Source organism: Bacillus sp. SH7-1 (assembly GCF_008042405.1).
Lineage (GTDB): Bacteria > Bacillota > Bacilli > Bacillales > Bacillaceae_G > Bacillus_A > Bacillus_A thuringiensis_N.
In genome coordinates, this window is sequence record NZ_QNUD01000009.1 from 367,000 (window position 1) to 383,053 (window position 16,054).

Genomic DNA, 16,054 nt, shown 5'->3' on the forward strand with positions numbered 1-16,054 from the left:
TACACTTGTATTTATAACCGTTAAACAGGGGTGAAGAAAATGTATCCTACCGAATACATACAATTTTTAATTCATTTCCATGGAGATTATGATTATTTTGAATGCCACGAAATACTGGAAGAATATTGGAAAACAAAACCGAGAGGAAATCGTGATAATTATTTAGTTGGTCTTATTCAAATTGCAGTATCTTTATACCATCAAAGACGCTTTAACTGGAATGGCGCAGAGAAGATGATGAAAAGCGCCATAACGATTTTAGAAAAAAACAGTGCACCTTTACTACGTTTAGGAATAAATCAGACACAACTTCTATTCTTACTCGAGGATAGATTGCAATCTATACAGAAAGAAGAAGGTTTTACACCGTTATTTTTACCATTATCAGATGCAGCATTAGAAAAGCACTGCATAGAATTATGTCAGAAACAAAACCTCCCTTGGAAAGACGTAAATGCTACTTCTAATGAATATATAATACATAAACATACATTACGTGATCGAACAGAAGTCATTGCTGAACGAAACGAACAATTACAAAAAAGAAAGCAGAGATAATAAACTACTTATCTCTGCTTTCACGAATGTATATTTTGTTCAAGCCCTTTACACTTTTTGCAAAAACTTGCTGTTTGCTCATTTCCGCAAATTGTAAACTCAAGAAATTTACTCTTTAACTCTTGAACCATCTTCGTCCCAATACCCATATGACGGTGAGACGGGTTCACACTCAAATGCTGAATTTCCAAAACTTGATTCTCTTTTTTTACAATCCCCATTATTCCAACAAAATCTTCATTTTGTTTCCACAAATACAATTGCCAATCATCTTTTGCTTCATACTCTTTCATAGTCAATTGTAATGTTTTCACATCTTTTTCAGTTGGCATAAACGAAAGAAGCCCCATTGCAATTTTTTCATAACTTTTTTTAAAACGAATTAACATAACCCTTATCCCTTCTTACAAAAGTTACAAACTATTAATCCCCTCAACCACTCTTTTCATATCACATTCATTTTACAATATTTTCAACAGAGTGAGAAGGGCTTAAAACAACTTGATAATCATACAAAGCGAAAAGAAGAAAGTCAAATATATGTTTCAGTACTATTTTTTCTAAGTAGATAAAAGAAGAAATGTTGTTATATGAAAGTTAAAAGAAACATCCACTGCTCATTATCACTTCAATATTCATCACCTGAGAGCAAATGAATTCTAGCAAAATTAATGTAATAAAAATATTTATTGAAACATGTAATCTAATGTATTCTATGTAATTTGTTAAAATTTTGTTCTCATAAGTGACATATTTTCACCACAATTACAATACTACTTGTATCATGTACTGTAAACGGAATACCCATTCCTATTAAAAAATAAAAAAGAGAGCAATAGCTCTCTTTTCTCATTAAATTATTCTTCCCAAACTTTAACTTCTTTCATTACATCACCTTGACGCATGTTTAATACTGTTTCAATACCGCTTGTTGCTTTACCGAATACAGTATGTACACCATCTAAATGTGGCTGTGGCTCATGAACGATAAAGAATTGGCTACCGCCTGTGTTACGGCCAGCATGAGCCATAGAAAGTGATCCTACAAGGTGTCTATGAGGATTTCCATCAGTTTCACATGCGATAGAGTAACCTGGGCCACCTGCACCTGTTCCTGTTGGGTCTCCACCTTGGCTTACGAAGCCAGGAATAACACGGTGGAATGACACACCATCATAAAATCCTTGCTCTGCTAATTTTTTAAAGTTTTCTACTGTTTTCGGTGCTTCTTCTGGGAAAAATTCCAAGTCGATTTTTTCACCGTTTTCCATTAATATGTATCCTAAAGTTTTCATACGTATATGTCTCCTTTCAACTATCTCAGCACTATATTACCACATTCATGACTAGAAACAAAAAGAATCCGACAATCTACATACTTCTTTTTTGAAATGTGGAAAAAGCTAGGTGACAAATAAAAAAAATATACTATAATAACTGTGTTGCCCGAAAATTTTAGAAAGAGAAAGGGAGCGATTTTTCGTGAAAACGAAATTACTAGCTCTGCTATTAGCTGTAACGGTATTTATGATGCCAACAGCTTCATTTGCAGACATCATCGAGGGAGAATCAATTGTTACACTAGGAGAGAACTTATCCGAACAGCAAAAACAAGATCTGTTAAAAGAAATGAAAGCACCGAAAGATGCTACGATCATTACTGTATCTAATGCGGAAGAACATAAATTTCTAGAAGGCATTGTTCCAAAAGCACAAATTGGCACGAGAGCAATTTCCTCTTCTATGATTACATACACAAAACCAGGATCTGGTCTGATTGTACGTTCAAAAAACATTAATTCGATAACAGATGCAATGTACACAAACGCACTTATTACAGCGGGTGTGAAAGATGCGGAGATTCAAATCACCGCACCATTTAAAGTTTCAGGAACTGCTGCTTTAACAGGTTTAATGAAGGCCTATGAAACAACATCGAACAAAGCAATTCCTGAAGAAGTAAAAAAAGTAGCTAATGAAGAAATGGTTCAAACAGCCCAGCTCGGCGATAAAATTGGTGAAGAAAAAGCAGTTCAACTTGTTGCAAAAATTAAAGAAGAGATTGCAAAAGAGCAGCCACAAACGACTGAAGATTTACGTTCATTAATTAAAAAAATTGCTGATCAACTTGGTATTACATTAACGGATGAACAGTTAGATAACTTAGTTGCGCTATTTGATAAAATGAAAAATCTTAATATCGATTGGAATCAAGTTGGCAGTCAGTTAAATAAAGCAAAAGAACACGTTTCTGCCTTTTTAGGATCTGAAGAAGGGCAAAGTTTCCTAGATAAAGTGAAAGATTTCTTCTCAAGTATCATTGATTTTGTTAAATCTTTATTCAAGTAAAAAGAAGCTCGTCGCTGACGAGCTTCTTTTTTTATACGAGTAACGGCAATTTCATAATAGCTTCTTCAACCGAACGAACTATATGATTTGCCTTCTCCTTCACATATGGATGAGCATGATGAAGAGTAAATGAATGCGGGGTTACTTCAAACATAGAAATATCATTGAAAGAATCTCCAATGCATGCAACCTCATTTGCTTCAATTTGCAAATGTTCCATTAGTCTCCTTAAAGCACTTCCTTTACTTACTCCCCTCGGCATAATGTCAACATAGCGTTTACCAGACATGAAAACTTCCGCTTCGCTCTGAAATGTATATCGTAATTCTTGATCTAACGCTTCAATTGTCTCTTCTTCCCCAAAAACAAACAATTTCGCAGGGTGTACAGTTTTACCAAATTCCTCTTCTAATGCTTCTATTTCAGCAATATGTACGCCCATATACGTTTCAAAAGTATGATGATGTTCATTCTTTCTTTTTGTATATCGTTGCTCATTTGCACAAACAATATCTGCTAGTCCCTTTTTATGTATATATCGATATATTTCCTGGGCAATCCCATCTTCAAAGCTTGATTCATGAAATATTTTTCCATCCGGCAGTAACATCGTCGCTCCATTTAAACTAGTTGTGTAATACGGGAATGCAAATCTATTTACGACTTCATCAATTCGATGAGTAAAGCGGCCAGAGGCAAAACAAATCTTTGTCCCTTTTTCAGCTAACCAACAAAGTGCACGTTCATCTTCTTTTTGCATATGATTCACATCGTAAACGAGCGTGTCATCTAAATCACTTACAAATAATTTAATCATGTCCTCTTCCCCTTCCATACACAATATCTACTCTAAGTGTACACAAAAAATGTTTGATTTTTGTTAAAAAACAATAAATTTTCGATAAAAAAATAAGCAGGATTAATCCTGCTTATTTTTGCCTTCTTACATTTTGAGGTCTTACAATACTTGGGCGCACTTTTAAACTAGACATCGTTGGACGGAGTAGAATTTTTGTTAATGCCCCCCAATCAAATGGTAAAAACGGCCATAAATACGGTGTTTGCAGACTTTTTATAGACGTTAAAAATAAAATCAATATCGTCATTCCGACTACGAATCCCATTTCATGAAATATACCTGTCAAAATAATGACGAATAGCTTTCCGACTTTATTCCCAAGCCCTAGTTCATAACTCGGTGTTGCATATGCTCCAATCATAGAAACTGCTACGTATAAAATTACTTCTGGTACAAACAAACCTACATCAATTGCAATTTGACCAATTAATATGGCAGAAATTAACCCTGCTGCAGATGATAATGATGTTGGAGTATGAATGGCAGCCATCCTTAAAAACTCAAGCCCGACCTCTGCCATTAATACCTGTAATAGAATTGGTAAATGTGTCATCTTAGTCGGTCCAATAAAAGCAAGATTTGCCGGTAATAGGGTTGGATCAAATACAAACACTAACCAAAATGGTAGTAAAAATAAGGAGAATAAAACACCTAAAAAACGTACCCAACGTAAAAATGTACCGACAGCTGGATTTTGTCTAAACTCTTCTGCATGCTGTAAATGGTGGAAATACGTTGTTGGCGTAATCATGGCACTCGGTGATGTATCAACGAGCACTAGTACATGCCCTTCTAATAGATGATTCGCCGCTACATCTGGTCTTTCTGTATATCGAATAAGTGGGAAAGGATTATAACTTTGCTTTACAACAAATTCTTCCACGGTTTTATCCGCCATCGTAATTCCATCTACATCGATGTTATTTAATTCCTGTTTTATAATCTTAACTAAATCTGGATTTGCGACATCTTGTACATATGTAATACAAATATCCGTTTGTGATCGATCTCCCACTCGAAGCATTTCATTTCGAAGACGTGGATCCCGGATTCTCCTACGAATTAATGCCGTATTTACAACGATATTTTCAACAAATCCATCCCTCGCACCACGTACTACTTTTTCAGTATCTGGTTCTGTCGGTGTTCGTCCTGGATAGCTACGAACATCTATCGCAAACGCTTCCGTTTCTCCTTCCACAAATATAATAATGAGTCCTGATAATACTTGAAGCATTACCTCATCCATCGTTTTCACTTTACTTACTTGTTGATGAATTAAACGATTCTCTAAAAGCTTCACTGTATCTTCTTCTACATCCCTTATTTCATTTGTATCCACCGCTTCTTCTAGAATAGGGATAATATAATTTGTATCACAAAGTCCGTTTACAAATAACACACCAATTTCTTTATTTAAAATTTGAAATTTACGAATGCCAACATCGTATGTAACACCCAGTCCAGCTGTTTGCTTTAAGTAATTTTCATTATCACTGATGAAAGATGAAATAGGGATTTCTACTTTTTTAGGCTTCGTCATAAAAACCACTCCTTTCCAAAATTAATTGAATCGCTTTTCTAGTAATAGGTGACCCTCTCTCCCATTCATCATTTCCACACATCTTACCAATGTCACCGACACCAACAATGACAGGAACATTCAAGTCATCCAAACAATAAATTGTATCTCCGCTAATTCTGCCAACTTCACCATCTGGAAGTCCAAATTTGTCAACGCCATATTCGGTTAAATTCCCGTTTCGATCTACACTTACATCTACACGTGCCCATTCCCAATGATGTGTATTAGACGCTACTGCCAAAATCCCCAGTACATCAATTTGTTTATGCGTGGCTACATATTTTAAAGCTTTTTCACCAGATCCTTCTCCAATAAATCCGCTGTCATCAAACATGACAAATACAGGGTCATATGGCGTTTGCATAATAAGCTCAACAACTTTCTTCCCTGTCAATTTGGTTGGATTACTTTGTGTTGCTGAAATACACCTTCCCCCAAATTCCTTCGTTAAAAGCTCAATTGTTCGCTTTGCATATTCATCTCCATCTGTGACCAAAACAACCCTTCGTCTCATTTGATTTATCCTTTCGGTTTACATATAAGTGCTACAAAAAATGAAAATAATATCGCTGCAGAAATACCTGCAGACGTTAAACTAAACATACCCATACCAATCCCTATATATCCGTGTTTTTCTGCCGCATGCATTGCCCCGTGCAATAGTGAATGTCCAAAGCTTGTAATAGGAACTGTCGCCCCAGCACCAGCAAACTTTATTAGCTTATCGTACAGTCCGAATCCATCTAAAACTGCTCCTATGACTACAAAGGTAGCCATTAAATGGGCTGGTGTTAGCTTTGCGAAATCTAATAATACTTGTCCAATTACACAAATAGCGCCTCCTACAAGAAATGCATATATAAAATCCACAATTCACTCTCCCTTCACCCTCTCAAATACGACACCATGTGCAATTGTTGGAATTGTTTCTTTCTGCTGCATCATCATCGGACTTAATAACGCACCAGTAGCAACGACAAAAATTCGTTGTAAATTCCCTTTTTGCATCTCGCTTAATAAATGACCATATGTGACAACAGCTGAACAAGCACAACCACTACCACCTGCAAATACTTCTTCTTGATCGGAATCATAAATCATTAACCCGCAATCATTATATATATGCCCAATATCATAACCTTCTTCCAATAAAAGTTGTTTCGCAATTGGTGTCCCAATAGCTGATAAATCACCGGTAACAATCAAATCATAATCTGCTGCACTTCTCTTCAAATCTTCAAAATGTTGTTGAATTGTATGAGCAGCAGCCGGTGCCATCGCCGATCCCATATCTAAAGGATTCGCAATTCCTAAATCTTGCACTTTTCCAATCGTAGCTGCTGTAATTTTAATGGTACTTTTTTCTTTACTAATTAATATAGATCCTGCACCTGTAACAGTGGAATTTGCTGTTCCTGGTTTTTGTCCCCCATACTCTGTTGGATAACGAAACTGTCTTTCAGCCGTTGCATTATGACTACTCACCGTCGCTAAAACACGATTTGCGAATCCACCGTCTATAAAGGCTGATCCAACTGCTAAAGTCTCCATCGAAGTCGCACAAGCACTAAACATTCCTAAAAAAGGAATTCCCCACTTACGCGCAACATAATTTGCTGTCACTGTTTGATTTAATAAATCGCCAGCTAAAAAGAAATCAATTTGTGATGTTTTTACATTTCCTTTTTGTACAACTTGTTGAATCGAGTCTGACATTAATCTTCGTTCAGCAAGTTCCCAATTTTCCTCTCCGCAATGTAAATCATCATATGAAATATCAAAATCCTTTCCAAGAGGGCCTTCAGCTTCTTTCGGACCAACAGCCGTACCGGTTGCATTCACATAAATATCATTTTGAAATACCCACGTTTGTTTCCCTGTCAATCTCATACTAGCCCTCCTTTAAGACATCAAAATTTGAAATGTATATCTTATTAATCCAATAATATATGCACCAACGACCCCAAAAACGATAACACTTCCCGCAAGCTTAAACATATTTGTAGCAACACCAAGCACAATTCCTTCACTCTTATGTTCTAGCGCAGCGCTCGCCATAGAATTTGCAAATCCCGTAACAGGTACGGCCGATCCTGCTCCAGCAAATTGACCGATTTTATCATATACACCACAACCTGTTAAAATTGCTGATAATAAAACAAGAGTTGCAACTGTCGGATTTCCTGCCTCTTGTTCACTAAAATGAAAATAATGTATATAAAATTTCATCAATACTTCTCCAACAGTACAAATGAGTCCACCTACAAGAAATGCCTTAACACAATTTATGAAATAGTTTGGTTTTGGATGGTACTCCTTCACTTTATTTATGTAATCATCCTTTAGTTTTCGTCCTGTCATTTATATATTGCCTCCTACTTTACGAAATAAATCCAGTGAAACAATGAGCCTATTACTTTGCCAAGTACAAGAGCAACGAGTAAAACAACGATTTTCCCTTCTACCCCTACTCGTTTCGCTAAAATAGGTAAAACATTTAACACTTCTGTTAATGCAGCCGCAAGCATTCCAATGAATGTGCCACAAAATATTCCTAATATAACAAGCCAATATTGCGACGTTTGAAATGTAATGTTTTTCAAACTACACCAAGCTCCTGTTAATGTACCTGCAATAACTGCCCACTCAAAATATTGAATGTGCTTTCCACTTCTCGTTAATTGGGCTAATCGAGGGATTATACCAAGTACAGCTAAAAATGCGACATATCCGCTACCTACTGCAATTCCTCCCGCTAAACCAATTAAAATAACAAGACCAAACTCAATCATCGGCAAGTTGTTTCATATTGTCCTTGTTTTCATGAACAATTACATATTGATCAAGTGACTGCTGATATTGGAACATCTCCACTTCTAACGGGCTCGGCTCTTCATTAATTCGCTTTTGAAATACATGATTAAAAAATAAGACCATACCTAACCCAAGACCTATTGAATAAGGAATTTGAAATAGAAGTGGTTGCGCCTTAAATTCTCCCGTAATCATGTAATATAGTCGTTGGTGCACTTGTTGCATACTTACATCTTCATGGAAATAAATGATTGCAAGGGCCGCTCCAATGAAAAGTAACAACCATACAAGTCCGAAGAAAATCGGATGTACTTTCTTTTTTTCATATATAATTTCAACAAGAGTTTGTCCAGAACCGAGTAAATTAATTTGTATATTGGCCGCTTTTTGCCTAATAATCTCAATAATTTTCATAACATCAATTACAACATGCGTCTTATCATGCGCTGTTATTTTGTAAACTACCTCATCCTGTAACGACTGAACTACCAGAGCATCTCCTGCAAGTTGAGCAACATCACCTAGCTTTACCTCATACGTAGGAGAAACTTTTAATCGATTACGCATTTTAATATAAATTGTTCGTTCCAATTTTCATTCACCTCTTCACTCTTCCTCGTAGTTGTAGTATGGTTATTGAATTTTTTTCTAATACAATTTTTTCATAAAAAAACATCTGTACCATTTCGGTACAGATGTTTTTTAGTTTATGCCTTTTTCTTAAATAAATTTGCAATACTTAATGCGAGTCCTCCCCAAATGACTACTATACCAATAACCATCATCATAATCGCTGATCCACTCATTATGAAACACCCCGATCTTTCCATTCTTTTTCAAGCCTAGCAGAATCTGAATGTATTTGTGTATTCCATTTCTTTAGACAAATGATTAGCGCAACGATAAGGAACGCTGCTGCAATTGACCAACCATATGTTACAACAAACTCCGTTGGATAATCTCCGTAGTTCTTTTTAATATTTTGGATTGTGCCATCAATTAACATGTACCCTAACATAAGCGGGGTAATAACGAGTAAACTCACTCTCCAAAACGTCCCTAACTTTATATCAGATACGAAGTTTGCGTGATTTTGATACACTGGTAAACGGCGTAGAATGAGTCCTATCGTAACTACTTCCGCTAGCGCAATCGTAATTAATCCGAAATTATTAGCGAAGTAATCCACAACATCTAGGAACATAAGACCGCCACGTGTTGCAAAAACAAGAGAAACTAGTACAAGAAGCGTCCCCATAATTCCAATTGTTTTTTGGCGGCTTAAGCTGAACTTTTCAGATACGGCAGCAAAGCATACTTCTGCGAGTGAAATAAGTGATGTAATCCCGGCTACTGTTAACGATAAGAAGAATAATACGCCAAATAACGGTGACATCGGTAATTCATTAATAATTTGCGGGAATACTACGAACGCAAGTCCTACACCAGCACTCGCTACTTTATCAACCGGTACTCCCATATTATTTGCCATAAATCCAAGAGCTGCAAAGACCCCAATACCTGCTAATAATTCAAATCCTGAGTTTGCAAAGCCCGTAATAAAAGCATTATTTGTTGTATCTGAGTTTTTTGGTAAATAACTAGAATACGTAATCATAATTCCGAATGCTAAAGATAAGCTAAAGAAAATTTGGCCATAAGCTGCAAGCCATACTTTCCCATCAAAAATACGACTCCAATCTGGTTTGAAGAATGCATCTAACCCTTGCATCGCACCTTCCATCGTCACTGCACGAACTACGATAATAAGAAACATAACAACTAGTAAAGGAATGAAAATGCGGTTAACGACTTCGATTCCTTTTTTAACTCCTTTGAATGCTACACCGAGCACAATAATCCAAACGAGAGCTAACGGGATCAATACTTCTGGTACAAGCCCTCCAAATTGTCCTGGCTTATCTGCAACCTGTAAATATTCTTTAAATAAAAATGATTCCGTGTCTTTTCCCCATGCTCCAGTAATCGCAAAGTATGTATACGAAATAGACCAAGCAATAATTACTGCATAATATGTTGAAACGATAAACGTTACACACATTTGCCACCATCCGATAAATTCAGCACGCGGATGAATACGGAAGAACGTAAGTGGCGCTGAACCACGGTGACGATGCCCAAGAGCAAATTCAAACGCCAATAATGAAATACCAGTCGTTAATAATGCGAATAAGTACGGTAAAAAGAATGCGCCTCCCCCATTTTCATACGCTGTATAAGGAAAACGCCATATGTTGCCTAATCCAACGGCAGAGCCGACCGCTGCGAAAATAAATCCAGCCCTCGTTCCCCATTGTTGCCTCGTTTCCATATTTCCTTCCCCCTTTGTAACAAGTTCATAATTGGATTATATTTTAAATTTACTAAATTATCAATAAATTCTGTTAATTTTTACGAAAGTTTACAATCTCCTCCTAATTTAAGCCATAAAAAAAGATCGAATAGATAGCTATTCATCTATTCGATCTTTCATCTGTTTTAATATTTTCTTTTCAAGTCTTGAAACTTGTACTTGCGAAATACCTATTCGTTCCGCTACTTCTGATTGGGTTTGATCTTTATAGTAGCGTAAATACACAATTAAACGTTCTCGCTCATCTAATTCTCTAATTGCTTCTTTTAAAGCAATTTTATCAAACCATTTCGTTTCAGATTGATCTGCAATTTGATCCAAAATAGTAATCGGATCTCCATCGTTTTCATACACCGTTTCATGTATGGATGAAGGAGCACGACTCGCTTCTTGCGCCAGAACCACTTCCTCTGGCGTTAGTTCTAACGCTTCGGCTACTTCATTAATCGTTGGAGCCCTTCCAAATTCTTTCGAAAGCTCGTCTCTCATCTTTCGTATTTTATTTCCTGTTTCTTTTAAAGATCTACTTACTTTCACTGATCCATCATCACGTAGAAATCGCTGTATTTCACCAATAATCATTGGAACTGCATATGTTGAAAATTTCACGTCGAAAGATAAATCAAATTTATCTACCGATTTTAAGAGCCCAATACATCCAATTTGAAATAAATCATCTGGTTCGTATCCTCGATTAAGAAAACGCTGCACAACCGACCATACGAGACGCATATTACTTTGAACAATTGTATCTCTTGCTTGTTGATCTCCATCTTGACTTTTTTGAATTAACGCTTTTAGCTCGTGGTCCTTTAACTGAGGTTTCTTCTTCTCATTTTTGACCTCTATGTCCATAGGCTATTCTCCTTAATTGCATAGAGCGTTACTATTTGATAAGTATTTTGTCAAATGGATTGTTGTCCCGAAAGATTCGTTTGAAATAACTTCTACTTCATCCATAAAATTTTCCATGATAGTAAATCCCATTCCGGAACGCTCTAATTCAGGTTTAGTTGTAAAAAGGGGTTGTCTCGCTTCATCTAAATCAAAGATGCCAATCCCTTCATCTCGAATCGTGAGTTTCACCATTGCTTCTTCCAAAATTACAGAAATATAAACAACACCTTCTGCATTTCCTTCGTACCCATGAATAATTGCATTCGTAACTGCTTCTGACACAACTGTTTTAATCTCCGTAAGTTCTTCCATCGTTGGGTCAAGTTGCGCAATGAAAGCAGCCACTGTAACGCGAGCAAACGATTCATTTTGACTTAATGCTGAAAATTGAAGGTTCATTTCATTTCTCATCTATGCCACCCCCAACGTCGCGAGCGCATGCGCTTCACTTTCTTCTAAGCGAACAATTTTAAATAAGCCCGACATTTCAAATAGACGTTTAACAGGCGGTGAAATTGCACAAACAACCATTTCTCCACCTAATCCCTTTACATGCTTATATCGGCCTAATATAACACCTAAACCAGAACTATCCATAAACGATAAGTTCTCTAGGCTCAAAACAATATGATGAACACCATGTGTCTCAATCATATTTGTTACTTTCGTTCGCAACTCTTCAGCAGTATGATGATCCAATTCACCCGCTAGTCTCACACATAGGACGTCACGTTTTACTTCTAATTGCATGGAAAGACTCACACGATTTCCTCCTTATGCTCAAACTTTACTCATTTACATACATAAAGATTTTCGTGATACAACATTAGAATCCTTCCTACTGACAAAAGAAGAACTATTTCGCCATAAAGTGAAACCATTCAGCAATTATTTACTTACATACGAATAGAAAAACGGCAAAATGTTTGCCGCTACTTTGATGTTGAAAACATCCCAAAACTTCTTTTAAATAACTCCCACCAGCTCGCTGCTGCAACATCTTCTTTTGCTATAATTGTTTGCTTTAATAAAACATCTTTATCTTTTTTAATAACAAGTGTACCAAGCGCATCACCCTTTTTAATCGGCGCTTTCACTTTCTTTTCAGCAATTACTTCTTGCTTTACCTTGTCCATATTTTCACCCTTCTTCATAAGAAGAGACACATTGTCTGACGCAACTAAATCTACTTTTTCTTTTTTCCCTTTTCCTACTTGGACAGTCTTAATTTTTTCGCCTCGTGTATACAATTTCTTTGTCATATATTGACCAAATGCGTAGTCAAGAAGCTTCGTTACTTGATTGTTCCGTTCTTTCGATGTAGGTGCTCCCATAACAACTGAAATAATACGCATCCCATTCTTTTCAGCCGATGCTGTTAAACAATATTTTGCTTCTGTTGTAAAACCTGTTTTCACACCATCTACTCCAGGATAAAAACGCACTAACTTATTCGTATTAACGAGCCAAAACTTCTTATCCGTATCTTGACGTAAATAGTCTTCGTATTTACCTGTGTATTTGCGAATAAGTGGGTACTTCATCAATTCTTTCGCCATTATAGCCATATCATTTGCCGTGGAATAATGGTCTTTAGCCGGAAGACCTGTTGGGTTTTGAAAATGAGTATTTTTCAGTCCTAAATCTTTCGCCTTTTTGTTCATCATATTTACAAAACCTTCTTCTGAACCAGCGATATGCTCCGCTACTGCAACAGATGCATCATTTCCAGATGCAATGGCAATACCTTTTAGCATTTCATTTACAGTCATTTCTTCTCCAGGCTCTAAAAAGATTTGTGATCCACCCATTGAAGCTGCATGTTCACTCGCTCTAACTTTATCGGTCAGTTTTAGTTTTCCTTTTTCAACTTGTTCCATAATTAATAGCATTGTCATAATCTTCGTCATACTAGCAGGTGGTAATTTTTCATTTGGATTTTTATCAAACAAAACTTTACCTGTATCTTGTTCAATTACAATTGCTGATGATGCTTGTTCTGCTAACTTAGGCGTTGTTTCTTCTGTTTTCTCCTGCTTCGTCTTCTCAGATTGTGCGAAACCAACTGAAGTACCAGAAAGCAATAACATGAAACAAACAAGTATTCCAAAAACTCGCTTCATGACTAACCCTCCATTCTATATCAAACCTATTTTTTCCAATTTTTCATTTTTTAATACCATATTTTTCTAACATTTTCAGTTGACAAACACATTCATCACCTTTATTGTATTAAGTGTATTACACGAAGTAGTACACTTAATACATGTCAGAAAGGAGACATTGCTCTTGCATATTCAACTTGATCCAAGAAGCAACACTCCGATATGGGAACAAATTGTTCAAAATATAAAAGAACTCGTATTGAAAAAAATGTTAGCTCCAAGTGATAAACTTCCTTCTGTACGCGAACTCGCTTCTTTACTCGTTATCAATCCAAATACAGTGAGTAAAGCGTATCAAGAGTTAGAGCGACAAGGGATTATTGAAACATTACGAGGAAAAGGAACATTTGTATCCCAATCGATTACCCCAACATTAGACGAAAGGAAAATCGCTATGGTTGAAAAGCAATTTCATCAATTACTATTAGAAGCCTCTTATCTTGGTGTTACGAAAGATAAAATTCATGATTGGATAGATTCATACTACAAAGAGATTGGAGGAAATGCAGATGCTGAAAGTGACAAGCTTGAAGAAAACGATTGATAATCAAACAATCTTAGATGATGTTTCTTTCACATTACAAAGAGGAAGTATCATCGGATTACTTGGAAGAAACGGTGCAGGGAAAACAACTTTATTACGAACGATGGTCGGCATTTTAGACCCTGATGCAGGGACTGTTACATATGAAGATACAAACATTCATCAGTGTCCTGAAATAAAGCAAAAAATCGTATATGTTCCGGATTCTACTAACATACTGAACGGCTATACGATAAAAGAAATTGTAAAGTTTTATAAAGCAGTTTATGCCGCATTTGATGAAACACATTTCTATGAACTGTTAGAACGTTTTAACTTACCAAACAAAAGAATTCGTAGTTACTCAAAAGGAATGAAAGCACTGCTCGCCATCATTTTAGCTGTTTCTACAAAAGCAGAATATATCATTTTAGATGAACCGACAAATGGACTTGATCCTATTGTGAAAAGGCAGATTTTACAGTTTCTCGTTGGAGAAGTTGCAGAAAAAGAAATTACCATTTTCATCTCAACTCACCATTTAGATGAAGTGGAACAAATTGCAGATACAATTATTATATTAAAAGGCCATACTATATCTTCTATTACATCACTAGACGATGCAAAATCACGATTTGCTAAAATCCAAGTAGCTTATGAACGTTCACTACCTCAAAAACTAGAAAACTTAAGCAATATTAAAATATTAAATCAAATAGGAAAAGTATATACCATCTTAATTGAGGGAAATGTGGCTATAACACTGGAGAAGTTTTATAAAGAACAACCTATACTCATTGAAGAATTAACAATGTCACTTGAAGATGTCTTCGTTACGACACTGGAGGGGGATGAGTATGTTTCATAAGGCTTTGTGGATGTGGAATTGGAAGCGCGGGAAATATGCTGTGTTACTATTCTTCTTTAGTTCGCTTTACTTATTATCTTTTAGCTACTATAGAATCGCGCAGAAAGAACTTGATGCGTATTACAAATTACAAGAAAAAGGGAAGCAGTATTATTATTTTTATGCCTTTTCTTCGGGAGAAGGTAATAGTTTTTTGTTAACAGTTCTTATTATTGCTTTAGCCTGTTTATTGATAGGGTGGGAACGTAGCAACCAATCGAATACACTACTTATGACGATGCCGTTTAAAAGAAAAGATGTTTTCTTATCTAAATGGGCTTTTGGTTCATTTTGTATTTTGGGCTCGTTACTTATAAATTGGATCCTTATGTATGTTATTTATAGAACAACCATTCATTTTGATTATCAATCTTTTAGTCCATTTCATCGATACTTTCTTTATGCAATTGTTTCTTATGTTGCAGTATATACAGCCGCTTTATGTATCGGTACTTTTACTGGAAGCATTGTTTCACAGGTTGTTTTTTGTATTCCATGGTTACTAATGGGGCTTACATTTATTCCACTAGTGTACACTTTTACGATAAACCATTTAGAGGCTACCAATACTAAAAATAATAAATTAGATCAACAACTTTATGAAATCAATAAAAAAACAAATATAGTTGCACCAATATATAACTTCACGATTTATTACCATTATAATCCTGAATCACGTAAAAAAGAAAATGACTCAACTACTTTAAGAGATCCAGCATCTTATCACTATTATTCAGCTAAATCGATGTTAGTCCCTATTTTTTATACAATAGTTTACTTACTACTTGGAACATATTTATATAAACGATCGCCAAATGAAAACAGTCAAAAGATATTTATTTTCCAAAAGCATTTACGAATATGTATATGGGGGACAACCATTTACTTTGCATTACTAGGTGGCTATAAACTAAACCAATTTCATTTCTTACTTAACTACTATATCGCTTTGTTTTTCGCTGGAATTATTACTTATGTTGTATTATCACGCTTAACAAATTATAAAGTTTTTTAAAGGAGAGA

At 35.8% G+C, this 16,054-nt stretch carries 21 protein-coding genes; 5 read left to right on the forward strand and 16 right to left on the reverse strand.

Annotated elements, in window-relative coordinates; all coding sequences use genetic code 11:
* Positions 1–39 precede the first annotated feature (39 nt).
* Positions 40–558 (forward strand): DUF309 domain-containing protein, encoded by a 519-nt coding sequence (locus tag DN390_RS10860; protein WP_060632141.1) that lies wholly within the window; start codon positions 40–42, stop codon positions 556–558.
* Between the two features lie 20 nt (positions 559–578).
* Here the strand turns inward: DN390_RS10860 and ribT are convergent, their stop codons facing one another.
* Together ribT and DN390_RS10875 are read right to left on the reverse strand one after the other, a co-directional pair.
* A complete protein-coding gene (ribT, locus tag DN390_RS10865; protein WP_060632142.1) occupies positions 579–947 on the reverse strand; it encodes a GNAT family N-acetyltransferase RibT in 369 nt (122 codons plus the stop codon).
* Positions 948–1,415: 468 nt separating this feature from the next.
* Positions 1,416–1,853 carry a peptidylprolyl isomerase gene (locus DN390_RS10875; protein WP_060632143.1) on the reverse strand — a complete coding sequence of 146 codons (438 nt, stop codon included), beginning with the start codon at positions 1,851–1,853 and terminating at the stop codon, positions 1,416–1,418.
* A gap of 187 nt (positions 1,854–2,040) precedes the next feature.
* Here DN390_RS10875 and DN390_RS10880 point away from each other — a divergent pair, with 187 nt between their 5' ends.
* A complete protein-coding gene (locus DN390_RS10880) occupies positions 2,041–2,907 on the forward strand; it encodes a DUF1002 domain-containing protein (RefSeq protein WP_060632144.1) in 867 nt (288 codons plus the stop codon).
* Between the two features lie 31 nt (positions 2,908–2,938).
* On the opposite strand, the gene DN390_RS10885 is transcribed toward DN390_RS10880, so the two are convergent.
* The 14 genes from DN390_RS10885 to dacF all read right to left on the reverse strand — a co-directional run bounded on the left by DN390_RS10885 (position 2,939) and on the right by dacF (position 13,559).
* Positions 2,939–3,742: a Cof-type HAD-IIB family hydrolase gene (locus DN390_RS10885; protein ID WP_147807325.1), complete on the reverse strand. Its 804-nt coding sequence runs from the start codon at positions 3,740–3,742 to the stop codon at positions 2,939–2,941.
* Between the two features lie 94 nt (positions 3,743–3,836).
* Complete coding sequence (spoVAF, locus tag DN390_RS10890; RefSeq protein WP_147807326.1) at positions 3,837–5,309, reverse strand: spore germination protein SpoVAF; 1,473 nt, start codon at positions 5,307–5,309, stop codon at positions 3,837–3,839.
* Entirely contained in the window at positions 5,296–5,865 is a 570-nt protein-coding gene (gene spoVAEA, locus DN390_RS10895; protein ID WP_097950665.1) for a stage V sporulation protein SpoVABEA, read from the reverse strand. The genes spoVAF and spoVAEA overlap by 14 nt, the downstream gene beginning before the upstream one ends.
* A 5-nt stretch (positions 5,866–5,870) precedes the next feature.
* On the reverse strand, positions 5,871–6,221 hold the full coding sequence (gene spoVAE, locus DN390_RS10900) for a stage V sporulation protein AE (RefSeq protein WP_000345909.1): 351 nt from the start codon (positions 6,219–6,221) through the stop codon (positions 5,871–5,873).
* A gap of 3 nt (positions 6,222–6,224) precedes the next feature.
* On the reverse strand, positions 6,225–7,241 hold the full coding sequence (gene spoVAD / locus DN390_RS10905) for a stage V sporulation protein AD (protein WP_147807327.1): 1,017 nt from the start codon (positions 7,239–7,241) through the stop codon (positions 6,225–6,227).
* A 12-nt stretch (positions 7,242–7,253) separates the two neighbouring features.
* Complete coding sequence (gene spoVAC, locus DN390_RS10910) at positions 7,254–7,712, reverse strand: stage V sporulation protein AC (RefSeq protein ID WP_098608655.1); 459 nt, start codon at positions 7,710–7,712, stop codon at positions 7,254–7,256.
* Positions 7,713–7,726: 14 nt separating this feature from the next.
* The gene (spoVAB, locus tag DN390_RS10915) at positions 7,727–8,143 is read right to left on the reverse strand and encodes a stage V sporulation protein SpoVAB (RefSeq protein WP_097950661.1); all 417 of its coding nucleotides are present in this window, start codon (positions 8,141–8,143) and stop codon (positions 7,727–7,729) included.
* On the reverse strand, positions 8,136–8,756 hold the full coding sequence (gene spoVAA, locus DN390_RS10920) for a stage V sporulation protein SpoVAA (protein WP_097950660.1): 621 nt from the start codon (positions 8,754–8,756) through the stop codon (positions 8,136–8,138). The genes spoVAB and spoVAA overlap by 8 nt, the downstream gene beginning before the upstream one ends.
* A 116-nt stretch (positions 8,757–8,872) precedes the next feature.
* Positions 8,873–8,971: a methionine/alanine import family NSS transporter small subunit gene (locus DN390_RS10925; RefSeq protein ID WP_000016826.1), complete on the reverse strand. Its 99-nt coding sequence runs from the start codon at positions 8,969–8,971 to the stop codon at positions 8,873–8,875.
* The gene (locus DN390_RS10930) at positions 8,971–10,497 is read right to left on the reverse strand and encodes a sodium-dependent transporter (RefSeq protein ID WP_097950659.1); all 1,527 of its coding nucleotides are present in this window, start codon (positions 10,495–10,497) and stop codon (positions 8,971–8,973) included. Before DN390_RS10930 ends, DN390_RS10925 begins: the two co-directional genes overlap by 1 nt.
* Positions 10,498–10,635: 138 nt before the next feature.
* Complete coding sequence (sigF, locus tag DN390_RS10935; protein WP_000350729.1) at positions 10,636–11,394, reverse strand: RNA polymerase sporulation sigma factor SigF; 759 nt, start codon at positions 11,392–11,394, stop codon at positions 10,636–10,638.
* A gap of 12 nt (positions 11,395–11,406) precedes the next feature.
* Positions 11,407–11,847, reverse strand: a complete 441-nt coding sequence (gene spoIIAB / locus DN390_RS10940) for an anti-sigma F factor (RefSeq protein ID WP_001243399.1) — start codon at positions 11,845–11,847, stop codon at positions 11,407–11,409.
* The gene (gene spoIIAA, locus DN390_RS10945) at positions 11,848–12,198 is read right to left on the reverse strand and encodes an anti-sigma F factor antagonist (RefSeq protein ID WP_147807328.1); all 351 of its coding nucleotides are present in this window, start codon (positions 12,196–12,198) and stop codon (positions 11,848–11,850) included. It lies immediately after the preceding gene.
* 170 nt (positions 12,199–12,368) lie between these two features.
* Positions 12,369–13,559 carry a serine-type D-Ala-D-Ala carboxypeptidase DacF gene (dacF, locus tag DN390_RS10950; protein ID WP_147807329.1) on the reverse strand — a complete coding sequence of 397 codons (1,191 nt, stop codon included), beginning with the start codon at positions 13,557–13,559 and terminating at the stop codon, positions 12,369–12,371.
* Between the two features lie 166 nt (positions 13,560–13,725).
* On the opposite strand from dacF, the gene DN390_RS10960 reads away from it, so the two are divergent.
* Genes DN390_RS10960 through DN390_RS10970 form a run of 3 tightly spaced genes read left to right on the forward strand, consistent with a single transcriptional unit; the run spans position 13,726 to position 16,046 of the window.
* On the forward strand, positions 13,726–14,145 hold the full coding sequence (locus DN390_RS10960) for a GntR family transcriptional regulator (RefSeq protein ID WP_147807330.1): 420 nt from the start codon (positions 13,726–13,728) through the stop codon (positions 14,143–14,145).
* A complete protein-coding gene (locus tag DN390_RS10965; RefSeq protein ID WP_147807331.1) occupies positions 14,111–14,992 on the forward strand; it encodes an ABC transporter ATP-binding protein in 882 nt (293 codons plus the stop codon). The genes DN390_RS10960 and DN390_RS10965 overlap by 35 nt, the downstream gene beginning before the upstream one ends.
* Positions 14,982–16,046, forward strand: a complete 1,065-nt coding sequence (locus DN390_RS10970; RefSeq protein ID WP_147807332.1) for an ABC transporter permease — start codon at positions 14,982–14,984, stop codon at positions 16,044–16,046. Before DN390_RS10965 ends, DN390_RS10970 begins: the two co-directional genes overlap by 11 nt.
* Positions 16,047–16,054: the final 8 nt, after the last annotated feature.